Annotated in this window: 24 protein-coding genes; 11 read left to right on the top strand and 13 right to left on the bottom strand. The window is 36.3% G+C overall.

All coding sequences use genetic code 11. The features are described 5' to 3' along the window. Position 1 precedes the first annotated feature (1 nt). From nuoE to ACONDI_RS12185, 8 genes are all read right to left on the bottom strand, one after another. Entirely contained in the window at positions 2-502 is a 501-nt protein-coding gene (nuoE, locus tag ACONDI_RS12150) for an NADH-quinone oxidoreductase subunit NuoE (RefSeq protein ID WP_241078815.1), read from the bottom strand. 30 nt (positions 503-532) lie between these two features. Then, a complete protein-coding gene (locus ACONDI_RS12155; protein WP_241078816.1) occupies positions 533-829 on the bottom strand; it encodes a hypothetical protein in 297 nt (98 codons plus the stop codon). 296 nt (positions 830-1,125) lie between these two features. Continuing rightward, positions 1,126-2,898 (bottom strand): SLC13 family permease, encoded by a 1,773-nt coding sequence (locus ACONDI_RS12160; RefSeq protein ID WP_241078817.1) that lies wholly within the window; start codon positions 2,896-2,898, stop codon positions 1,126-1,128. A 260-nt stretch (positions 2,899-3,158) separates the two neighbouring features. After that, positions 3,159-3,713 (bottom strand): helix-turn-helix domain-containing protein, encoded by a 555-nt coding sequence (locus ACONDI_RS12165; RefSeq protein ID WP_241078818.1) that lies wholly within the window; start codon positions 3,711-3,713, stop codon positions 3,159-3,161. Between the two features lie 159 nt (positions 3,714-3,872). Beyond that, positions 3,873-5,003: an alanine dehydrogenase gene (gene ald, locus ACONDI_RS12170; RefSeq protein WP_241078819.1), complete on the bottom strand. Its 1,131-nt coding sequence runs from the start codon at positions 5,001-5,003 to the stop codon at positions 3,873-3,875. Positions 5,004-5,018: 15 nt separating this feature from the next. Then, positions 5,019-6,446 (bottom strand): 2-amino-4-oxopentanoate thiolase subunit OrtB, encoded by a 1,428-nt coding sequence (ortB, locus tag ACONDI_RS12175; RefSeq protein ID WP_241078820.1) that lies wholly within the window; start codon positions 6,444-6,446, stop codon positions 5,019-5,021. Then, positions 6,443-6,769 carry a 2-amino-4-oxopentanoate thiolase subunit OrtA gene (ortA, locus tag ACONDI_RS12180; RefSeq protein ID WP_241078821.1) on the bottom strand — a complete coding sequence of 109 codons (327 nt, stop codon included), beginning with the start codon at positions 6,767-6,769 and terminating at the stop codon, positions 6,443-6,445. Before ortA ends, ortB begins: the two co-directional genes overlap by 4 nt. A gap of 287 nt (positions 6,770-7,056) precedes the next feature. Continuing rightward, on the bottom strand, positions 7,057-7,656 hold the full coding sequence (locus ACONDI_RS12185) for a hypothetical protein (protein WP_241078822.1): 600 nt from the start codon (positions 7,654-7,656) through the stop codon (positions 7,057-7,059). A gap of 253 nt (positions 7,657-7,909) precedes the next feature. Here ACONDI_RS12185 and ACONDI_RS12190 point away from each other — a divergent pair, with 253 nt between their 5' ends. After that, the gene (locus ACONDI_RS12190) at positions 7,910-8,578 is read left to right on the top strand and encodes a TetR/AcrR family transcriptional regulator (protein WP_241078823.1); all 669 of its coding nucleotides are present in this window, start codon (positions 7,910-7,912) and stop codon (positions 8,576-8,578) included. A gap of 17 nt (positions 8,579-8,595) precedes the next feature. After that, positions 8,596-10,119, top strand: a complete 1,524-nt coding sequence (locus ACONDI_RS12195) for a methyl-accepting chemotaxis protein (protein WP_241078824.1) — start codon at positions 8,596-8,598, stop codon at positions 10,117-10,119. A 132-nt stretch (positions 10,120-10,251) separates the two neighbouring features. Here the strand turns inward: ACONDI_RS12195 and panC are convergent, their stop codons facing one another. The 3 genes from panC to ACONDI_RS12210 form a co-directional block, all read right to left on the bottom strand. Further along, complete coding sequence (gene panC / locus ACONDI_RS12200) at positions 10,252-11,097, bottom strand: pantoate--beta-alanine ligase (RefSeq protein ID WP_241078825.1); 846 nt, start codon at positions 11,095-11,097, stop codon at positions 10,252-10,254. 71 nt (positions 11,098-11,168) lie between these two features. After that, positions 11,169-12,002: a 3-methyl-2-oxobutanoate hydroxymethyltransferase gene (gene panB / locus ACONDI_RS12205; RefSeq protein ID WP_241078826.1), complete on the bottom strand. Its 834-nt coding sequence runs from the start codon at positions 12,000-12,002 to the stop codon at positions 11,169-11,171. 51 nt (positions 12,003-12,053) lie between these two features. Further along, positions 12,054-12,920, bottom strand: a complete 867-nt coding sequence (locus ACONDI_RS12210) for a Rossmann-like and DUF2520 domain-containing protein (protein WP_241078827.1) — start codon at positions 12,918-12,920, stop codon at positions 12,054-12,056. Positions 12,921-13,217: 297 nt separating this feature from the next. Here ACONDI_RS12210 and ACONDI_RS12215 point away from each other — a divergent pair, with 297 nt between their 5' ends. The 6 genes from ACONDI_RS12215 (at position 13,218) to ACONDI_RS12240 (ending at position 17,357) form a co-directional block, all read left to right on the top strand. Continuing rightward, positions 13,218-13,832: an IS607 family transposase gene (locus ACONDI_RS12215; protein WP_241078828.1), complete on the top strand. Its 615-nt coding sequence runs from the start codon at positions 13,218-13,220 to the stop codon at positions 13,830-13,832. A gap of 1 nt (position 13,833) precedes the next feature. Next, positions 13,834-14,040, top strand: a complete 207-nt coding sequence (locus ACONDI_RS12220; protein WP_241078829.1) for a hypothetical protein — start codon at positions 13,834-13,836, stop codon at positions 14,038-14,040. Beyond that, complete coding sequence (locus ACONDI_RS12225) at positions 14,003-14,224, top strand: zinc ribbon domain-containing protein (RefSeq protein ID WP_420848145.1); 222 nt, start codon at positions 14,003-14,005, stop codon at positions 14,222-14,224. The genes ACONDI_RS12220 and ACONDI_RS12225 overlap by 38 nt, the downstream gene beginning before the upstream one ends. A 387-nt stretch (positions 14,225-14,611) precedes the next feature. Then, entirely contained in the window at positions 14,612-15,046 is a 435-nt protein-coding gene (locus ACONDI_RS12230) for an Hsp20/alpha crystallin family protein (RefSeq protein ID WP_241078831.1), read from the top strand. Between the two features lie 189 nt (positions 15,047-15,235). Next, entirely contained in the window at positions 15,236-16,369 is a 1,134-nt protein-coding gene (locus ACONDI_RS12235) for a mechanosensitive ion channel family protein (RefSeq protein ID WP_241078832.1), read from the top strand. A gap of 142 nt (positions 16,370-16,511) precedes the next feature. After that, a complete protein-coding gene (locus ACONDI_RS12240; protein ID WP_241078833.1) occupies positions 16,512-17,357 on the top strand; it encodes an isopentenyl transferase family protein in 846 nt (281 codons plus the stop codon). A gap of 115 nt (positions 17,358-17,472) precedes the next feature. On the opposite strand, the gene ACONDI_RS12245 is transcribed toward ACONDI_RS12240, so the two are convergent. Both ACONDI_RS12245 and ACONDI_RS12250 read right to left on the bottom strand, forming a co-directional pair. Continuing rightward, entirely contained in the window at positions 17,473-18,669 is a 1,197-nt protein-coding gene (locus ACONDI_RS12245; RefSeq protein ID WP_241078834.1) for a M20 metallopeptidase family protein, read from the bottom strand. Positions 18,670-18,839: 170 nt separating this feature from the next. Then, positions 18,840-20,525, bottom strand: coding sequence for an ethylbenzene dehydrogenase-related protein (locus ACONDI_RS12250; RefSeq protein ID WP_241078835.1), 1,686 nt, complete (start codon positions 20,523-20,525; stop codon positions 18,840-18,842). A gap of 282 nt (positions 20,526-20,807) precedes the next feature. Between ACONDI_RS12250 and hisC the strand changes: the two genes are divergently transcribed. From hisC to ACONDI_RS12265, 3 genes are read left to right on the top strand one after another with little or no spacing between them, the layout of a single operon-like run. Beyond that, positions 20,808-21,926, top strand: a complete 1,119-nt coding sequence (gene hisC / locus ACONDI_RS12255; protein ID WP_241078836.1) for a histidinol-phosphate transaminase — start codon at positions 20,808-20,810, stop codon at positions 21,924-21,926. Continuing rightward, complete coding sequence (gene pheA / locus ACONDI_RS12260; protein ID WP_241078837.1) at positions 21,926-22,762, top strand: prephenate dehydratase; 837 nt, start codon at positions 21,926-21,928, stop codon at positions 22,760-22,762. Before hisC ends, pheA begins: the two co-directional genes overlap by 1 nt. Positions 22,763-22,807: 45 nt before the next feature. Beyond that, positions 22,808-23,332, top strand: coding sequence for a transcription repressor NadR (locus ACONDI_RS12265; RefSeq protein WP_241078838.1), 525 nt, complete (start codon positions 22,808-22,810; stop codon positions 23,330-23,332). The last annotated feature ends 3 nt before the right edge of the window (positions 23,333-23,335 follow it).

The following is a 23,335-nucleotide window of genomic DNA, read 5'->3' on the forward strand; positions in this document are numbered from 1 at the left end:
CTTAACTCTCACCTCCCTTGGCGTTTTCCTTAGCGCCTTTAACAGCTTTTTCAGGGCCAAGCCTTCCTAAAGTTTCTTCATTCATGTTCATAACCGGTGCTAGACTGCAGCAGCCAATGCAGGCAACTTTTTCCACGGTGTATTTTTTATCCGGACTGGTTGTTTCTCCTTCTTCAATGCCAAACTCTCTTTTTAGGGCATTTGTAATCTCTTCAGCTCCGGCAAGATGACAGGCAGTTCCATGACATACCTGGATATAGTTCTCTCCTAGCGGTTCAAATCTAAATTGTGAATAAAAAGTCAAGATACTATATATGTCACTTTGCGAAATTCCTGTTAAAGCTGATAACCTCGGGATTAACTGCTTTGGAACAAAACCAAACTCCTCCTGTATGCTCTGGAGGATTGGGATTGCAGCTCCCCTCATTTTACCGTGGTCTTTAACTATTTCTTCTAATTTTTTTGCCATTTCAGCAGGCTTTATCATTGTTTTGCCACTCATATAACTTTAACCCTCCTTTTGAATATACTTTTACTCGGCCATCATTGATTTAAGTTTTTCTTCTGCTCCTTTTACCTTTCTTTCAAGACCAAAAACCTTCAATGTAGTTAACTCCTCAATTCCACCAACTTTAGTTTTTAGGTTTTCTTCTAGCTCTCTTGGACCCATTTCAGCTTCCATAGCCAAAACAAAGTCATATTCGCCCATGACTGGGTCTAGCGCTTCTATTTCTCCCTGTTCTCCCCCCAAGTTAAGCACTTTCTCGACGAATTCGTCCTGGCTTGCCCCTTCTTCTAACTTAATTAAAAAATAAGCCCTCTCTGCCATAGAATAACTCCTCCTTTAAAATATTTTAAATATTTATTAAAATTATGATTTCGCTGTATTCCGGCCAAAAAATAGTATTCTACTTTGGCAGTTAATATTCCTGCCAATTATGAGAAACATTATTAAAGCCTTTTTTTAAAAAATAGGTTTTTAGCATATATATAATTGATTTTAACAGGCTTATTTTAAAAAAAGAAGCAGTAAAATTTTACTTCTATTTTACTGCTTCCATCAATTATATTCCTTAAATTTACACTTAATTAAAACATTATATAAAAAGTCTATACGAGCTAATCTTACCACCCAGATGGGAACACATTTACATCAATACCCCATATTACAGGCAGCCAGATATATACCAACACTGTAATTACCACAATAGCAATCAAGTTAAGCCAAATACCTGCTTTAGCCATCTGAGGTATAGTTATATACCCACTGCCAAAGACAACTGCATTAGGCGGAGTTGCAACAGGTAACATAAATGCATAAGAAGCGGCAGTTGCTGCTGTAATCATCAAAGCATATGGGTGAACCTGCATAGCCGCTGCCATCGAAGCCATAATAGGCATCATCATAGATGTAGTTGCTGTATTAGAAGTAATCTCGGTAAGGAAGATTACAAGAGCAACAACAGCAAGCATAATTATAATCATCTGTGTACCGTGAAGAATTGATAATCTCTCGCCAATCCATACAGCAAGGCCAGTCTCAGAAAATCCTGCTGCTATAGACAGGCCTCCACCAAATAGAAGTAGTATGCCCCAGGGCACTTTTACCGCTGTTTCCCAGCTGTTTAAGAATTTTCCTTTACTTATATCTACAGGAATCAAAAAGGTAATCACAGCTCCTAGTATCCCTATGGTAGCATCATGGATCATAGGAAAAATATCTTCTAGCAAAAAGGAACGGCTAATCCATGCAATCGCAACAAAGGCAAAAACTACAGCTATCTTTTTCTCTTCACTTGTAATCTTGCCAAGCTGTTTTAGCTCATTTTGTATAACTTCTTTGCCACCAGGCAGATCACTCATCTCCGGCGGATAAGCTATTTTTGTCATATATAACCAGGCAATAAGCAAGAAAACTATTGAAAGAGGCAGGCCATACATAAACCACTGGTCAAAAGCTATTGTCTGGCCAAACATTTCGTCTGCAACACCTGCAAAAGTAATGTTTGGAGGTGTACCTATAAGAGTTGCAACTCCTCCTATAGATGCTGCATATCCAATCGATAACATAAGCCCCGTACCAAATTTGAAATAACCTTTTCTGACATCTATACCCTGCATATCTTTTTTCTGTACTATTTCTGCAACTTTTACAATAACTGCAAGCCCTATCGGCATCATCATCATAGTCGTTGCAGTATTAGATATCCACATAGATAAAAAAGCAGTAGCAACCATAAATCCTAGGATCAATCGGGTAGGGCTAGTCCCTACAATATTTATAATATTTAGTGCAATCCTTCTGTGAAGGTTCCAGCTTTCCATACATACGGCAATAGTAAATCCTCCCAAAAACAAAAACACATTTGGATTGGCGTAGGGAGCCATAGACTCAGATGCTCCAAGGGCCCCTGTCATAGGAAACAACACTACAGGTAATAATGATGTTGCCGGAATTGGTATGGCTTCAGTTATCCACCAACAAGCAACCCAGGCAGTAGAAGCAAGAACTCTTTGGGCTTCAGGTTCCATGCCAGGTGGAGTTGGAATTAATAAGAAGATCACAAATAACAAAGGACCCAAAAAAAGCCCCACTTTCTGACGACCACCATAATTATCCCCAGGATCCATTCCGCCACCTCCACCTCCGGCGGATTCATCACCATCGGGAATAATGTCTTCTTTTTTTACTTCTTCTTTTTCTTTTGACTCTGACTCATCGCTTGCATTAAGATAAGCTTTTTCTCTTTCTTGTTCATTTTCTTCAACTGCTTTGGCAATCTTATTATTTACGTACTGCGGCGACAAGAACCTTAACGTAACTATGTCTTTTGTCTTGTAATGAAGCTGCCAAAGATAGTTCCAAAATTCCTTAATTGATGTACTAGTTGAACTCAAACTGCATCCCTCCTCCATTTTATTATTCTATTTAATACCGGCAAACATCTTGGCCGGGGCTACCCTGTATTAAATTTTCGCATTTTTTGACAATTCATATATTTCTAAATGTAGATACTATTATTCTCATATCATCGATAGATTTCCTTCTTACTTCCAATATTCGCAATATTTGAAACTGTCGTAATTAACATTTAATTACCGCAAATTAAAAAACCCCCGATTTTTAGGGGGTTTATACTTCTTTATAACAAATGCAATTATTTATTATGCACTATCATAAGGATTATGATGGACTTTTCATCCAAGGGGTTTTTAACGGATTCTAAATATTCTCTTTTGATGTAAATGCTGTCACCTTGATATAATTTGATTTTTTCACTACCAAAATTAAATTCCAGTTCTCCTCTTACAAGCAGGGCACATTCCTCTTCATCATCACCCAGGTGAATAAGCTTTTTTTCTTCAGAATGCGGTTCAAATTCAACCTGCAGCAATTCAATCTTATTACAAATATCTGGTGATAAAATCTCATATTTAGTCTTACTTCCAGGGATAAGTAATTTTTTTCTATCGTATTTTCTAACAACTAGTTTGTCTTCATTCAAGTCCCTTTCTTCTTTAAAAAACTCAGTAATAGAAACCCCAAGGCCTTGTGCAATTTTTCTCAAGGTACTAATCGAAGGAACAACATTTCCCTTCTCAACCCTAGAAATCAAGCTTTCAGAAAGCCCCGTTTTAGACGAAAGACTAGCAATCGTTAAATTTCTTATTTTCCTTTGCTCTTTTATTTTCATACCGATATACTTTTCCATTGGCATTCATCCTTTAAATTAGTATCAAATCAGCACTCATATTCTGCCGTAAATATAGCTTCTATACATATATCAAAATTTCCTTTAAATATTAACAATAATCCTGACAAAAAAATAAGCGAGACTTTCTCACCTGTGTAAAGCCCCGCCATCGTATATTCACACTTTCACAGCATCCAAAAGCTTACCTAGTGGAGTATATTCCATGTTCAATGATTCTGCTACCCCTTTGTAAGTTAATCTTCCTTTGGCAGTATTAACACCAAACGCAAGTAATGGGTCATCAACACACGCTTCTTTGAAGTCAAGATTAGCAAGTTTTAGAACGTATGGCAGAGTTGCGTTGGTTAGAGCAATAGTGGAAGTTCTAGGAACAACACCAGGCATATTAGAAACAGCATAATGAATTACACCGTGCTTTTCATAAGTGGGGTTTTGGTGGGTTGTTATCCTGTCTATTGTTTCAATAGAACCCCCCTGGTCAACAGCCACATCAATTACTACAGAACCTTCAGGCATCTTCTTAACCATGTCCTCTGTCACCAGCTTTGGAGCTTTGGCACCAGGTATCAAAACTGCTCCTATTAATAAATCAGTATTTTCTAAACAGCTTTCTATATTATAACTGTTACTCATCATTGTCTTAATTTTATTGTAGAATACATCGTCTAGGTATCTTAATCTTGAGGGATTTATGTCAAGCAGCGTTACATCTGCACCCATCCCTGTGGCTATCTTTGCAGCATTTGTACCTACTATGCCTCCACCCAATATAGTAACCCTGGCGGGTGAAACTCCCGGCACTCCCCCGGGTAAAATACCCATACCTCCATTTGTTTTTTCTAAAAATCTAGAACCCATCTGTACTGCCATCCTGCCGGCAACTTCACTCATAGGAGTTAAAAGAGGAAGACCTCCATTGCTATCTTCAATAGTTTCATAAGCAATAGCAGTAACTTTGCTTTCTAACAATGCCTCGGCAAGCTGCGGTTCTGCAGCTAGATGCAGATAAGTAAATAAAATTTGATCTTCTTTAAAATACTTAAACTCAGAAGGCAGGGGTTCTTTAACTTTAATTATCATATCTGCTGTTTCATATACTTCCTTTGCACTATTTTGTATTTTTGCCCCAACCCTTACATAATCTTCATCTTTAAATCCACTTCCAACCCCCGCTTTTGCTTCAACAAAAACATCATGACCCGCATCTTTAAGTGCCGTCACACCCGAAGGTATTAATCCAACTCTATTTTCATCCGGTTTTATTTCCTTAGGTACTCCAATTTTCACAGAAATCACTCCTGTTTAATTATTAATTTTTGACTCCTGACTAATATTTTGAAGAAAGTTTTCTACTTGTTCAGGCGTCAGTTTGGTGTCTTCTGCCAAAAATTCAATTGTATTTTCATCAAAATAATCACCGCCGCTAACTTTAATAACATTCTTAAAATACGTCTTTTTTAGTTTGTCTAAGCTTATTTCCGTATATTTAAGCTGTTCGGGTTTTTTGGGTATAACAATTTTTTCTCCAGGGACATTGTCTTTTGGATCCCCATTTGTGATGTCAATATTGTTCTCTTTTGCAAAGGTAAGCTGAGCGTAGGGATGTTTGCCTGCACCTGTGTATTCTGTTTCCTGGACCACGACTACCTGATCCTCATCTAGCATTTGGGCATAATGAAAAGCTGATGCAAGGCTTGTGTTCCCTGCAGGCCCTCTCTCTAAGCCTTCTAGAGCCGCTAATGCTTCTGTGATATAAAAGACATCTCCCTGGGTAACAGTTACATATTTGTCCATATATCTAAGGGCCCTTGCAGCATTTATCGGTACGTCTGTACGATCAGGCCTTGTTGCAAAAGGAACTCCAAATCCTGTATGGCCCGTAGTAAATGATTTTTTGTTAAAATCGTTATCACTTGCCATGTGAAGCCCTGTCAAATCAACGCTTGTAGCAATAATGTCAGTATCTACACAATCTTCTCTCAAAAGTCCCCTGGCAGTACCTGTTAAATTGCCACCACCGGCATTTGTTACTATTACAGCATCCGGGTCTTTACCCGTTTCTTCATTAACCTGTTTCTTTATTTCTATTCCTATTGTCTCAACTCCGGCAATACTAAATGGAGTATACAAAGAAGCGTTAAAATACTCTGTTTGTTCTAGCAAAATCAAAAATTTATAAAAAAGCTCCGGTCCAACGGTCAGCTGAATAACCTCAGCTCCATAAGCCTCACATTTTCTACCTTTTTCCAAAATTTCCGGCTGGCCTACATTCCTTGAATCAAAAACTTCTTGAACTATAATACAATCAAGTCCAAGTTTAGCTGCTAGGGAAGCAACTGCCGCGCCATAGTTACCACTTGTTGCAGCAATGACCCCTTTATAGCCTTTTTCTTTCGCATGATATACAGCCATACTAGCACGTCTTGCCTTGTAGCTTCCAGATGGATTACAGGCCTCATCTTTCAAAAATATTCTAGCACCTTTTCCAGGTGGAGATATCACCCTTGCAAGCTTAGTTATATTTTTCAATTCTAACAGAGGAGTGTTTCCCACACCAGTATCTTTTTGTATTTTTTGTACTTCAAGGGTACTATACCCTACTTCTTGCATCATCCTCTCATAATCAAAAACCAAAGGCGTTTTCCTATATCTTTCATAATCTATGCCTACAGCTTCTTTCATGATCTGCTCTCGCCTTGTCATTACACTATAGTAGTCTTTTCTCATCATCTATCAGCCTCTCTCAGGAGATTTTTTAGTTCGGGGCCTATGTCTAGTAACTCCCTGGGCACTCTCCCAAAGTCATGATCATAGTAAGGGTTAACATCAATCAGCTCCCCCTCAACCTCCCTGCCAATTACCGTCTTTATTTTTACACTATCTCCTAGTGTACTATCTTCCTGTAAAAAACCTTTTACTTTCATTTGAAGAGGTAGCCTTCTAGTATCTTCAGGAATGTTATCCGGCCTCTCATTAGGTTCTAAAACTGTCTTTTGAATCTGTACATAGCTTCCTTTGTTTACTTTAGAACCTGGGTTATCTATCCTATTCATAATCAAAAGCCTCCTAGGTGGAAGAGTTACTCTGGATATTATTAGTAAACTTTGATTCGGTGCGAAAAGTCATTGAGCAAAGTTTTGTTTTTAATCAATTAAAACACAGGTAGCTTATGTAAATAGATTTTTCGCATCAGAATCATTTTAATTTGCACGATTTTTGCAAATTCTTGCGCCACGTTGGTATGTGTGAAAAACTAAATTGGTTCTTTTTGATTATTTTCAGCAAAATAAATATATTTATGATAAATTTAATCATAAAAAAAGCTGCCAGATTTCATTTTCTATCCAGCAGCTTTTTCCATTAATCTATCTATGGCCTTTTTTTCTTCAGGCATGGATTTATTTATTAACTTTTCTAGGCTTTCTTCTTTCCCGCCAAGCTCAAAGTATTTTTGAATATAACGTAAGGAATCGTCTTCCACAGGCGGGTTATAAGCTTCTAGCAAAATTGCCAATCTACCATACCCGGATACATAGTTAGAATCTTTTTTTATAGCTTTCTTCAAACAGTTATATGCTTCATAGTACTTTTCCTGGCGTTTAAAACAGGTAGACATATTATTATATACTGCCGGCGAAGGAGCATACCTTGCGGCAATTCTATACATAGAGATGGCAAGCTCAAAGTGCTTCTCCTTTGCACAGGTTGTCCCTACATTATAATAGATATTTCCTGCCCATTTATCTTCTGGATAATACGGATTTTTGGGCGAAGTAGGGTAAACTTCTAAGAATTTTTCTATATATTCATTTAATTTTTCTTCGTCATTATCCTTAATTGCCTGCCCCATCTTTTGTTCAATTTTGGAAGCCTGTTTTGACAACTTGTATTGTCTGAAGAATTCTTTTATCAATGCAGGAAATTTTCTTATATCCTTCAAAGTAACCTAACCTCCTTGGTTTCGACTCTTACTTACTACTTGTGACTTATATATCCCTTTTGCCTTAATTTATTTTATCATTTTAACACAATTTAATCCTCAGGTGAACTGAACAGTTTTGCTCCTGAACATTTGCTTCCCGATAAGTATTCAAAATAAAGTATTCAAAATATTATTGATTTTTACGCTTTTATGTGAGAAAATCTTGATAAATATTGAACGTTCATTATATTATTGGAGGTAAAATTCAAAGATGAGCAAAAACCTACCATCAGAGGTAAGGAAAAGTCAGGTTACTAACGCTTTTATAGAATGCTTATTAGAAAATGGATATGATAATTTCTCGGTAAAAGACATCGCCAAAAAAGCTGGAGTAAGTACAGGAATTTTGTATCATTATTTTTCTGGAAAAGAAGACATTATCGTGGCCGCTCTAAAAGAATCATTCTCTTCAACAGATCGAAAAGTATTAAATATTGTTGAAGAAAACGATGATCCAGAAGAAAAGCTGACTTTATTTATCAACTATATTGGCAAAATGGTAAAAGAAGATGAACAGACATTTAAGATAGCTGTTAATTATCTCGGTCAGGTACTACATAATGACAGTATTACAGATTTGATGGCCAAGTTTTTTGATAACATTAGAAGCTTCACTACAAATACGTTGGAAAACACAATATCAGACATAAGTGCCAGGAGTAGCGAAATAAATACTAGTAGTAACGATGAAACAAAGTATAGTGACAAAACAGAAGTTAATGATTTAAATGAAAAAACTATAAACTCTCTTTCTACCATCTTTGTGGCTTTTAGCATTGGTCTTGGTATTCAGTATATGGTGGACAAAGATGAAAAGATTGACCTTGAAGACTGTACCAGGTTAATGGAAAAATTTTTTTCAAATGAATTAAAAAGTTAAATGGAGGGAAGTAGATTATGAATTACGAAGAGTTCAGAGAACAACAACTAAAACAAAGAGAACAAAAAAGTGTTAGAAGTCTTTTAACTACTTATTCAATATTATATTGTTTTTCAATTTTGGTAGCTTTTATTGTTTTAATTATGGGTGATTCTTCTTTGGACAGGCCAGAGCATTTGTTAATTTTGGTCATAGCGGGGACTCCAATATTTGCACTTTATTTTTACTCTCGAAGAGGCAATTATCACCCTCTTCTAAAGTACATATCTATCTTCGCTATTTTCTTAGCCCTTTTTATCTTCAGTTACTTTTTAATCGAAAATCCTACCATTTACACGGTTTTGTATGTGGCAGTGCTGTCATCTCTATTTTTTATTAATAATAGAGTTACAATTTTTGCTTTTATACTGGCTGTGATAGGTATTGCAATCATCTCGCTAAGTAACCCATTATTAATCGATTTAGGTGCAACAGCTTTTTCTGTGATAATAGTAGCAACCATGCTAATCTGTACTGTATTATGGCTGAACATTAGATTTCTTAGAGAGACTTTTGAAGATTCTATAGACAAGGAATTTGAAGCACTAAAATCAGCAGAAAACCTTAAATCACTAATTAAAAGCGTTAACGAAAAATCACAAAGAGTAGCAAACTCATCCCAGGACCTAAGTGAAAATGCCGACGATAATGCAAGAGCAGCAAACGAAGTTGCAAAAGCTATTGAGGAGATCTCCGAAGGCGCTTCAAAACAAGCAGAAGAGACAGAGGATACCTCTAAAAAAATAGACTCTCTTGGCAGCTTAATTGAACAAGAAAAAGAAAATGTAGATATTTTAGAAAACACCACAGAAAAGGTTGACAATCTTAAAGAAGAAGGCACAACCACTATAAACAAATTAATTGAAGCAAATAATGAAAGCGATAAAGCAACCAAGGAAATCTCCCAAGTAATAAATGAAGTTAACGAAAGCTCCAATGATATTCAATCTGCAAGTGAAGCAGTGGGTGAAATAGCAGAGCAGACCAATCTACTTGCTCTAAACGCTTCTATAGAGGCTGCAAGAGCAGGCGAACATGGCCAGGGCTTTGCAGTAGTTGCCGATGAAATTAGAAAACTAGCAGAGCAAACAAATGAACATTCAAATAATATTACAGAGGTTATAAACAAATTATCCGAAAAAACCGGCAAAGCTGTTGAAACTATAGATAAAATAAAAAACGAAATCATCAACCATCAAAACGAATATGTTAAAAGTACAGAAGAGAAGTTTGGTGAGATTGCAGGTGTCATAGATGAACTAAATAGAGTCAGCGATACTCTTAAAGAATCCGGTAGTTCTATGGAATCCAAAAAAGAAGAAATACTAGAAAAGATACAAAATTTGTCATCCATTGCTGAAGAAAACTCTGCCAACACAGAAGAGTCAACTGCATCTGTAGAAGAACAAACAGCTTCCATGGATGAGATTAAAAATGCAAGCAAAGAGCTTGCAAATCTAGCAGAAGAACTGCAAAGTGAAATGAATCAGTTTAGCTATTAACTAGCTGTCAATTTTTTAATTTTGGTAGACTAACAGTTTTATAAAGCCCGGTGTAATTACCAAAAATATAAACCTTCAGTAGTTTACACCGGGCATAAAAGGATTATTATCCTCTTCAAACTTCAAACATCTCTAAACTTCTAAACTAATATTATCTATCAACCTTACCTCACCAAGTCTTGCTGCAAGAGCAATAAGAATTTTCCCTTCGATAGTACTAACTTTTTCTAGTTCAGTTTTATCGAGAATTTCTACATATTCTAGCTCAAACAAGGGTTCTTTATTTATCTCTTCTTCAATTAAATTTTTTATCTCACCTGCGTTTTTTTCTCCTTTTTCTATCTCCTCTTTTGCTTTAGCCAAAGCTTTGTAAAGGGCTGGGGCAGCTTCTCTTTGTTCTGGTGTTAGATTGACATTCCTAGAACTAACTGCAAGTCCATCTTCTTCTCGCTGAATGGGACAGGGAACGACCTGAATAGGAAAGTTTAGATCTCTTACCATCTGCTTTATAACTAGCAACTGCTGGGCATCCTTTTCGCCAAAATAAGCCCTATGAGGTTGAATTATATTAAACAGCTTAGAAACTACGGTTAGCACTCCAGTAAAATGCCCCGGTCTGCTTGCCCCGCAAAGTTTTTCCGTTATTTTTTCAACATTAACAGAAGTTTTAAAATCCTCTGGATACATATCTTGTTCGGTCGGGCAAAACATAATATCTACACCTTCTCTACTGGCTAGCTTTTGGTCTCTTTCGAGATCTCTAGGATATATATCAAAGTCTTCTGATGGTCCAAACTGTATAGGATTCACAAAAAGACTGACTATAGTTATATCATTTTCTTCTACTGACTTTCTCATTAAAGAAAGATGCCCTTCATGAAAATATCCCATTGTTGGAACAAGCCCAATAGACCTCCCACTGGCCCTTTGGGTCAGAGCCATGTTTTGCATATAATTAATAGACTTTATAATTCTCATAATATCATCCCCTTTACTATTTGACTTTAACTAATATCTATAAAGTCTGGTTGATTTAAACAAAAGTTAAGTTATTCTATATCTTCTAAAATACTTTCATCCATTGAAAAACAATGTTCTTTGGCCGGAAATTCACCCTGCTTCACCTCTTCAATATACCCTTTTACAGCATCTTGAATCTGTGTACCAAGATCAGCGTACTTCTTGACAAATTTCGGCACCATATCAGAGTACATTCCAAGCATATCCTGATAAACCAGTACCTGTCCATCACATGCATTTCCGGCACCAATACCTATTGTGGGGACGTTTATTTTTTCTGAAACCAGTTTTGCTAAGGGGTAAGGCACACATTCTAAAACTATGGCAAACACCCCTGCCTTTTCGAGTAGCCTAGCATCTTTTAAAAGTTTTTTCGCCTCTTCTTTTGATTTACCTTGAACTTTGAAGCCACCTGCCACATTAACAGACTGCGGAGTAAGGCCAAGATGGCCAACAACAGGTATCTGGGCTTTGATTATAGCTTCGACTTTATCAATTATCTCTTGTCCACCTTCTAGCTTAACCGCTTCTGCACTGCCTTCCTGAATCATTCTACCGGCATTTCTTATCGTTTCTTCTACACTTATATGGTAGGACAAAAAGGGCATGTCAGCTATAACAAGACTTCTACTTGCACCTCTTGATACAGCCTTAGTATGATGGATAATATCATCTACACTTACCTGAAGGGTGTTATCATAGCCAAGCATAACCATCCCAAGGGAATCTCCGATCAACATAGCATCAATCCCCGCACTATCAAAAAGTTTTGCCGTAGAATAGTCATATGCTGTTAGCACCGTTAACTTCTCATTATCTTGTTTTTTTTCAATAAAATCACTTACCGTTACTTTTTTGGTCATGCTAATTCTCCTTTCGTTTATTTATTCTTATAGTTAAATTATATTCAGCTGTTAATCGTTATTGCTTTCAAGCAATTTGTTAAGTTTAATAACTTCTTCTTCTGACAGTCCTTTTTTGTAAGCAATCTCAACAGTTTCTAACCCAAGTAACCTGTATATTTCTAGTATTCTATCGTAACCTTCATCTTCTAAAGTTTTCAAATGTTTATCTACTGTAGAAGCATCTCCCCTGGCAATAGGTCCTGTGAGTGCTTCCACGGTATCATAATTTTGTATATTATTCATAGTACCTTCCATAAGTGTTCCTGCTACACCAAGAGCCTCTTCTCTTTTGAAACCACAGTCCTCAAGAAGTCTAAGGGCAATATTAGTAAGAGCAACAAGATAATTCGAGGCAATTGATGCTGCACCATGATACAGGGACTTTTTTTCTGGATCTATTTCAACATAAGGATTGTTAAGTTTTTCAAAAAGCTTTATTAACTTAGCTTTGTCACCCTCACCTTCTAAAGTAAAGAAGGTCTTTTCTAAATCTTGTATAGCTTTTTGGACATTGGCAAAAGACTGTAATGGGTGAAGAGAATATGTACTTGCTCCCTGGTCTTTTGCACTCTTTAATTCTTTTGAAGAAAGGCCTCCTGACATGTGAACCAGGGTATGATTCTTTTTAAAACCAATATTATCTGCCATTTCATCACATACTTTAGATATCTGTGAGTCAGGAGTTGTTATGAAAATTAGATCAGCTTTATCTACTATCTCTTCTCTTGTTACCACAGAGCTATCCGTTTCTTTAGAAGCAAGTTCTTCTGACTCTTTGGTTCTGCTAGAATAACCTATTACCTCAAAACCATTAGATTTTAAATAATATCCAAAACTACGTCCGACTTTGCCAGCTCCTATAAATGCAAGCTTCAAGTATCCACTTCCCCCTTGAGTTAAGAATAAGAATCTATTTCTAAATTATTTTTCTTTTATTTCTAATATTTTCTTTCAACGAATTTTTAATCATTTCCTGCTTGATTTGCTAGAATTTAAGTTCAAAAAAAAACAATTAGATATAATATAAGCTCCAAAATAACAGAAAAAATGTGCCAGAGCTAGCAACTGATATTTAAGAAATATATATTTCTAGTTAAATATACTTATACCTATGTATTTTCTCTCTTTTTTGTGTTATACTAATATTAAGGCTTTAATAAAGGAGTTAGATGTATGAAAGTACCTATTAGCAGAGCATCTAAAGAGCTTGGTGTTAGTATAGATACATTAAGGCGCTGGGAGCGTGAAGGAAAATTTACTTCTGAACGTACTCCTGGCGGACATAGACGTTACGACTTAGATAAACTTCAAAAAATAGCAAATAAGGAAAGAGATGATGAAAAAATAACAATTATATATGCAAGAGTATCTACTCCAAACAAAAAAGAGGACCTAAAATCTCAAATTGAGCGATTAGAAATGTTTTGTGCATCTAAAGGTTGGAGATACAAAGTTATTCAAGACATCGGATCAGGATTAAACTACAATAAAAAGGGTTTGCTTGAGTTGATAAAACTAATCGAAACTGATCAGATTGAACGTATAGTTGTAAATTATAAGGATAAATTATTAAGGTTTGGGACTGAATTGCTATTCGAAATTTGCAAATATCACAATGTTGAGATTGTCATTTTAAACGAAGATGAAGAAAGAACTCACGAAGAAGAACTTGTAGAAGATGTTTTGTCTATAATAACTGAGTTTTCTGCAAAACTGTACGGAAGCAGAAGTCATAAAAACAAAAAGGTGGTAAGTGAGGCAAAAAAACTCTTTAAGGAGAGCGATTAATATGCAAGTTCCAAAATGTGTTAAACAGCATAGCTTTGAACTTGATCCAAAAGTTTTAGAAGAACTGGAGATAATATCCGACCGTTATAACTCAGTTAAAAATTATATATATTCAAAATATAGTGGAATAAGAAGTTTACTTTTAATCCAAAATCCTCGTAAAAACATTCGTGATATTTGGATTAAAGAAAAATTCAAAGATTTGTAATAAGTGTGAAAGGTTCGGAGACAGAAAAGGTGATTTGTTTAAGTGTAAGTGTGGTGAATATTATGCTGATATTAATGCAGCTATAAATATTAAAAAACGTAAATTTGATAGCGAAATTGGTTTATATACACCTTATAAGCAAGTTGAAAAGACTTTAGAAAAAAGAATAAAAGAAGTAGTGTGACCGTCAAGTAGTTTAAAACATTCTCCTTATCACAAGTGTAGCTACCCCTTTTTAGGGAGGTTGCGCTTCACCGCAAGGCGGGGGTAAGGAAGATGTAGAAATACTCTTAAACGGTTGGGGGAAGTATCCTTATTTAGGTTCTATCTAAGGAGGGGGACACTGGTTCAACCTAGGCTTCGTGTCCTATGCGGTACAGAAGTGTGAAATGCTCTAAAATCTATGTAGAACATATATTTGAGTAGTTTTACATATGTTTTAGGGACCAGGCCTTGACTAATATATTGTGTTTTTTTACAATATAATCGAGAGGAGTTAGCACTCTAGCATGAAGAGTGCTAATTGGTGGGTCTATAAGACTGGTAATAATAAAATATGGAGGTGATTCCTATGACAAGACTACCAAGAAGATGGGGAGAGCCTTTCGGAATGTTGGCTGACTTTGGCAGCTTGCTAGACAAGTTTGACACAGAGTTTGGACTCAAAAGTAATTATGGCAGAACCGACATCTATGAAAAAGACGGAGAACTGCACTTTGAAATCGAACTGCCAGGTTTAGATAAAGAAAACCTAAATGCTAGGATTGAAGAAGATCGATTAATAGTAGAAGGCGAAATAACCAGGGACGATAAGATAGAAAAGGAAAACTACTTAAGAATGGAAAGAAGTCGCGGCGAATTCAAGAAAGCATTCCCATTACCAAATGAAACAGACACTGATAGTATCGATAATCTAAAAGCCAAATTCCAGGATGGAATTTTAAAAATCTCTGTCCCGTTAAAGAAGTCTATCAAGGGCGATTCTATTGACATCGAAATAGAGTAATAAAAGGTAGTTACCACAAATCTTTGCTCCGGCATTTAGCCGGATTTTTTTTTGTTTAAAAATTATACATATAATGTATTATCATGGTATAATTATGTCTAAACTTATTTATATAGCCAAAATATAGTCAACGCACCTGACTAAAATTGAAACTACTGCAAAAACTCTACATCAAGGAGGAAAAGAAAATTGATCGAAAGTTATTTATTTGAATTCTTAGGGGTTGAAAATTTTCCGGATTTATTTTTAAACATCGTCAAAATACTTATAGCAGCTTTTATCGCCCTTGTACTACATAAAATAGGCACTTATATTATAAATAAATATGTTAGTAAAGCTAAGAACGAACTTATTGATGAAGAGCTGGTGAATTTTGTCACTGTTAGCCTGAAGAAAATTTTAAAATATGGATTGATTTTTGTAGTTATCCTTGTAAGTCTTGAAATATTCGATATAGATGTTATAGGGGCAAGTGAAATAAGGCTAGCCGGGACTACTATTGTCAAAACAGCAGTAATTATAGTACTAGCAAAAATTTTACTCGGTCTTGGCAGACAGCTTATAACTCATATTTTTGAACGTAGCGATATCAAAAAACAGATGATAAATGAAAGACGACGCCATACCCTGGCAGGACTATTAAAGAATGTTTTAAAATATGCTGTCTATTTTATAGCAGGACTTATGATTCTAGAAAATTTCGGCGTAAAGACAAGCTCCATCCTTGCAGGTGTTGGGGTAGCAGGTCTTGCAATAAGTTTTGGCGCCCAAAGTTTGATAAAAGATGTTATTACAGGCTTTTTTATAATGTTTGAAGACCAGTATAATGTAGGGGATTTTGTGACTGCTGCAGGGGTTACAGGTATAGTCGAAGAGCTAGGACTTAGAACATCCAAAATCAAAGAATGGACAGGAGAACTTCACATCATTCCAAATGGTGAAATAGGGCAGGTAAAAAACTTCAGCAAAGATAACATAATAGCTCTGGTTTTTATGGATATTGCTTACGAAGAAGATATAGACGAAGCCATTAGTGTATTTGAAGAAGAAGGTAAAAAAGCTGCAGAAGAACTTGAAGCAATAATCGAAGAACCTTTGGTTCACGGTGTTGTAGAGCTAGGTGATTCTTATGTTAGAATCAGGATAGGTACAACCTGTGTACCAGGAGAGCAGTGGGCCATAGAAAGAGAGCTTACAAGGCGCTTTAAGAAAGCATTAGATAGAGAAGGAATCGAGATCCCATATCCAAGAAGGGTCCTTATTTCCAAAAATACAAATGAAAACGCCAAAGATACTAATATTTCCCAGGAAGACCTGGACTAAGCCATGTGATATAATTGTATAATCACGCATAAGCTAAATCAATTATTGACATTTTAAATAATTGTATAGGAAGTAAAATAAATTTGTTTATATGGATTAGTTAAATTATGGTTTTTTTTAGATTTATTTTGGGGGGAGTTATGTGAAAATCTATGCTCTATACGGCAAAAGCGGCACCGGCAAAAGTCACAGGGCCGTAAAAATAGCCCATAAATATTCTATACCCACTATTATAGACGATGGGCTAATTATTCACCAGGGCAAAAAGATCACTGATTCAAAGTCAGCAAAAGGTGAAAAGAACATGATAGGTGCGATCAGAAGAGCAATATTTGAAAACCAAGAATACGCAAAAAAGATGAAAGAGGAAATAAATAATTTAGATACAGATAAAATTCTAATCCTCGGAACTTCGGTAAATATGATCTATAAGATAATAGAAAATCTTGATCTGCCTGAGCCCTCTATATGGATAGATGTAAATGAGTTAACAACTCCCGAGGAAAGAAAAATAGCCAAATCTCACAGGGTAAAAGGCAAACATGTAGTTCCACTAGCGCCTACAGAGGTATCAAATGGTATTAAAGTACCCCTTCTTGGCAGGTTAAAAATATTTCTAAAAGGTGAGGAAAACCCTCGCAAAAAATCATCCAAAAAAAGTAGAATAACAAAAGAGCAAACCATAGTTAGAGCTAACTATCAGGCACTTGGCTCAGTTTATATCAAAGAAAACGTACTCTATGAATTAATTAAATATACTTTGGAAAAAGATTCAAGAGTTAAGTATATAAAGGATATAAAGGTACATCCTCCAAAAGCCTCTCCGGTTATTGAAGCAAAGGTAGCACTCGATTTTGACTGGGGAAGTAAGCTTCAAGAAGCGGGAGGTAACATTTCAACAGAGATTACAGATTTTGTTAAAACTACCACAGGTATTGATGATTTAAAGGTGGTAATTGTGATTTCGGAGATTGCGATTAACACCTGAGAGATTTGACATCATGCACTCGCCTCGCAAAAGGATTCGTAAAATACATACGAATCAAAAGCTCGCTCATTGCATGATGTCAAATTTTTAGAAAAACCGTCACCTTGGCTAGTAGTTAAGTAGTTAGGTCTTCAATTGTCTGGAGGATTATAGAGGTTGCTATTATAAGAGCTCTTTCGTCAAAATCAAATTTAGGATGATGGTGTGGATATTTGTACTCATCACCACCAGCACCTAAGAAAAATAAAGCTGCTGGTACATACTTTGCATATTCAGAAAAATCTTCAGAAGGAAATACCGGACCGTAAGGAAATTGGATACTGTCTTCTGGCAGTATCTTTTTCATCGATTCTAAAACATATTCTGTAAGAGAAGGATCATTATAAGTTGGACTTGCACTACTTTCTAAAATGTATTCCCAGTTTATACCATATAAATCTTTTTTATTGTCCAAAAGGCTATAAATTTTTTCTTTTATCAAGTTGGCAGTTTTTTCTTCAAATGTCCTAAAAGTCCCATCGAGTTCTACCTTTGATGGCAGTACATTTCCTTTCCTCCCGCCTTCAATCTTACCAAAGGAAAGAACGTAACTCTCCTCAACCGAAATCACTCGAGACAATATATGATGAATACCCTGGATAAACTCTGCCGCAGCTGAGATAGCGTCTATTCCTTGATGAGGCATAGCACCATGAGATTCTAACCCGTGTATGATAATTTTAAAATTTTCCGTTGATGCCATTAACTCTTCCTTTTTGATCCCAACTTCACCTGTTTGAAGAGGCTGCCAAATATGAAAGCCCAGTACATAATCGGGCCTAGGCGATTCTAACACCCCTTCTTTGATCATCCTTTTAGCTCCTTGAACAAGCTCTTCAGCAGGTTGAAAGATAAGTTTCACTGTTCCATTCCATTTGTCCTTATTCTGGACAAGTAGTTTAGCCGCTCCTAGGACAGCAGCCATATGACCATCGTGACCACAGCTATGCATAACGTCCTCATGCTTTGACTTATAAGAATGACCTGTTTTCTCACTTGCCGGCATACCATCCATATCAGCCCTTATGGCTATTACAGGTCCAGGATTTTTGCCTTCTATCAATGCAACCATCCCCGTATCAGCACAGTCCTTATAATCAATCCCCATGCTATCTAAGTATCCTTTAATCTCCATTGAAGTTTTTTCTTCTTCAAAGCTAAGTTCTGGTATCTGATGTAGACTTCTTCTATAGTTTATAATTTCATCTTTTATTTTTTGGGACTTTTCAAACCATATATTATCTTTAGCAATTATTTCATTAATATTTTTCATGCATGATTATCCCCTTTCAAAAAACACCTAATAAAAGTTAAATTTAATTTGATATTTACAACATATCATATCACAAAACAATTTGTTAATTCTACGAATGATTCTAGTGCAAAAATAAAAAAATTTAGACCCCCTATCCAAAAGTTAATAGAGGGCCTAAAAAAACCGGATTAATCAATATATTCTTTTGACTTTTCATATATTTCCTCTTCAGTATGACAATCCTTGCAACTTGTTTCATCTTCTATGAAATTAGCACCTTCACCGTGGAATTCTTCATCTGTCAAATCATCATAATATACTTCCCCGGGAAGATAAACCGTTACTTCCAAAGGTTCTATATCATCCCAATTCACCCTGTCTACTTCATCTGTAGTATCTATAGTCAAATCTTCTTCCACATTTGCTATTTCGAGGTCCGCTTCTACTTCTTCTCCTCCTATCTCAAAAGGAAGGGACACGTGATGGAATATACCATCTTTTTCGATATCGTGAATCGAAAAGGCCATGTTATAGATTTCTTCTTCTAACAAGGCTTCAAAATCTACATCATCTACTGGTTCTTCCTCATCTTCACCTTCATCGTTATTTTCTTCATTATTCTCCTCATCGTTTTCATCTTCATTCTCATCATCTTCTGCTTCTTTTTCTTCTGCTTCCTTTTCTTCTTGATCTTCCTCTTCTTCTTCCTTAGCTTCCTCCTCTTCTATCTCTTCAACCGGTGGGTCTTCTTCATCCTCATCTGCTTCAATATCCCGTATAAGAGTTACACTCCAGGTATTAGTATCAACATCAAACTCTCTAGTTGTTCTTACATCATGCTGGCTAGATTCAAAAACATAGCCGGTATTTGATGAAATAAGCGCCCCTTCTTCTAACTCTTCTACAATTTCATTTAACAGTTCTTTAGCTCCTTCAGGAGTAGTTATATTTAATCTTTTACTCCAGTACTCTTCCCATTCTTCACCAATATCTGGGGAGAGTTCATCATTTGCCATCAAAACCAAAAACTTAACATCAATAGAGTTAACCCTATCCTGCTCTGGGTCAAACTCAAAGTCTTGATAAGCTACATTCAAGGTTTCATATTCCATGTCGTCTATGCTTTCTTTAAGTTCATCAGGATCGGTTATTAGATTACCTTCTTCATCGGAGTAAAAGAAGTTTTCAAATATCACTTCATCCGGGTCAAAAACAAATCTGGGTATTATCTTCCCTTCCCACTCTCCTGCCGACATAGGCTGGTCCTTGATTATCGAAGCTCCCTCTTCGCTGACCCATTCAGGCAGTTCTTCTTTTTCTTCATCGTCTATTATGTCCCTTTCTACACCGCTGACACCTTCATCTGATTCTTCATACATTATCCATTTGTCCCTGGCATAATCCATCGAACCTATTTGTCCTCCAAAGTCCCACATATCAAGGGAAAATTCTCCTACCTCTTCTTCATCTTCAACTTCAACATAGTGATGCTCCATATCTTTGTGACAGGAAACATAACAGCCTGCCTCACCAAAACCTTCTATTTCATTTTCGGGGTCTTCAAACATTATAGAAACCCGATCTTCTACCACCTCATCTTCACCTTCTAATTTAGTCCACTCTTGTCCATCATACTTCATTATGTCACTAAACTGTGCCGGATAGCCTTTTCTACTTTCCCACTCAAAATGAAAAGCGATCTCATCATCAGTATGAGCAGCCCTTACTTCAACCTCTATAGGTTCTTTTAAAGATTTTTCATCAGCCTTTTCTTTGTCTTCTTCTTCAGGCGAGTCCGGTCCTATATCTATCAACTCACAAGCAGGCAGCAGTGCAGCTAACATCAAAAATACGAGAACTATAATCTTTTTCAAAGTTTTTCCTCCTTGTACAGCTTTTTGATTTTCGTTAGTTTTTGCAAATAGACTTTTTGCACCAAAAACAAACTTGAAACTTTCATAAAATAACTGTGTCATAAAATAACTGTTGACACCAAAAACCTAATGTGATACTTTTTTATAGAGTGATGAGAATGGGATAAATGTAGTTTCTAAGAGACATTTTTAGAGTATGTTTTACGTAACTAAATACATATCGTCCTTGCCCAGAGGTGGGCGAGGCTTTTTTGTATTAATAATTCTGGGAGGCTAAGCAAAATGGTACTTAGAGCCAGAAACTGCATTAAAAAATTGTCTGCCACAAAACCTGGCGATCCCGCTGAAGAAGCGAAAATCAAGCTGGGTACAGATGATGTCATGAATCTAAGTTCTAATGAAAATCCTTTAGGCCCATCGAGGCAGGCTGTTAAAGCCATGCAGGAAGCCATAACCAGTGTTCACCTGTACCCGGATGGAAATAGTACTGACCTAAAAAATGCTCTTTCGAGACATTTGGGAGTAGATAAAGAAAACCTACTCTTTGGAAACGGATCTGACGAATTGATCAAGTTAATTGCAGAAACCTTCATAGAGCCAGGAGATAATGTCAATGTATGTGATCCATCATTATTAGAGTACCATTTTGCGGCCTATCTTATGTCAGGAGAACTGGTAAAAATTCCTCTAGATGAGATGGCCTGTAATCTCGAGAAGATACTGCATTCCATCACGGATGATACTAAGTTAATCTACATCTCAAACCCATATAATTTAACCGGCACCATATACACCCAAAAAGATCTAGAAAGATTTATAAAAAGAGTTCCCTCTGATGTCGTTGTAGTCTGCGACGAAGCCTACATTGATTACTGTAATGATGAAGAGTGCGGTTCCGGGATTACTCTGATCGACAAGTACCCTAATTTAGTTGTACTTAGAACCTTCAGTAAGCTATATGCTCTTGCCGGGTTAAGGCTTGGTTTTGCCATAGCAAATAAAGAAATGATCTCAATGTTACAGAGGGTTAGAGAACCCTTTAACGTTAACCGTATTGCTCAGGCTGGTGCCATAGCTAGCTTAAAAGACAGGAAACATATAGAAAAAACCAAGAAATGCACCTGGCGGGGATTAAAATTTTATTACCGTAATTTACCCGAAATTGATCTTGGCTATGTAAAAAGCCAGGCAAATTTTATACTTATAGATTTAAAAAGTAGAAACGACGAAATCATCACTGAAAACCTTTTTAGAAAAGGTATCTTGGTAAAAAGCGGAACTTCTATTGGGCTTAAGGGATATATTAGGGTGACAATTGGACTGATGCATCAAAATTATGCTGTCATATCAGCTTTAAAAGAAGTTATTCAAAACCAGGTTTCAATCAGGAGGTCTATATAATGGAAAATACTGCCGGTTATCTTGGGCCGCCGGGAACTTTTTCTAGCGAAGCTGCTGACAAAATTTCTGATGATATAAAACCCTATCAGAGTATCAGAGAAGTTGTAGATGCCATTGAAAATAGAGAAATAAAGCTAGGTGTTTTGCCTATAGAGAATTCTTTAGAAGGTGCTGTAACAGAAACCATGGACCTTCTCTTAGAAGTAGAAAATACAATTATAACCCAGGAAATAATATTACCTATAAGGTACGTTTTGCTTGCAAATCCTGGCGAAAAGCTAGAAAACATAGATACAGTAATTTCACACTCCCAGGCCCTTGCCCAGTGTAGAGAGCTGTTTGTAGAATACCCACATCTTGAAAAAGAGATATCATCTAGCACTGCCGGTGCTGCCGAAAAAGTCCAAACCAAAGAAAAAGCGGCTGCCCTAGCCCCTGCTTCCTGTAACAATTATAGTTTAGATATTCTCTGGGAAGGCCCCAAAAAACAATATAACAATGAAACTAGATTCATAGTTCTAGGGCATGAGCCGCCCAGTCCTACAGGAGATGATAGAACTTCTATAGTCTTTGGTATCGAGGATAGCCCAGGAGCTTTATACAAATCTTTAGAGATTTTTTCCAAGTTAGAGATTAACCTTACCAGGATAGAAAGTAGACCCTCAAAAAGAAAGCTAGGCGAGTATGTCTTTTATGTTGATTTTGAAGGGCATAAAGAAGAAAGACGTGCTTATCAGGGACTAAAAGGTGTAGAAAAAAACGTAAACTTCTTAAAAGTTCTGGGAAGCTACCCAAAAGAATACGGAAACTTAGGTGAAAATAAAATTACATCTTAAGTACAGCTTTGTATAATTCCTAGTCAAGAGGTGGTGAGATTAATTTTGACTGAAAGCAAGGCACAAAATAGAAGAGAAAAGATCCTTGAACACCTTTCCGGCAAGACTCCTATTACAGGTAGTAAGCTTGGAGATATGTTAGGCGTATCAAGACAGGTCATTGTCCAGGATATAGCTATTTTGAGAGCAGGTGGTCATGAAATAATATCCACCCCTCAGGGTTATCTTCTCAAATCAGATGAAGAAAAAACAAAAGAACTTAAATTCACTATAGCATCAAAGCATGACAGAGAAGGAATAAGAGATGAACTTACAACTATTGTTGATCTTGGAGGCAAAGTAATAGATGTTATTGTGGAACATCCAATTTACGGGGAAATATCCGGTTACTTGATGATAGGTTCTAGGAGAGATGTAGAAGAATTTTTAAGTAATTTGTCAAAAAGTAAAGCAGAGCCTCTTTCCTATCTCACAGGAGGAGTACATCTGCATACAATTGAAGTCTCCAAAGAAGAAATTGCAGAGGAAATAAAAAACGCTTTGAAAAATAAAGGTTTTTTAATAGAGTAAGGT

The organism is Natranaerofaba carboxydovora (genome assembly GCF_022539405.1).
GTDB classification, from domain to species: domain Bacteria; phylum Bacillota; class Natranaerobiia; order Natranaerobiales; family Natranaerofabaceae; genus Natranaerofaba; species Natranaerofaba carboxydovora.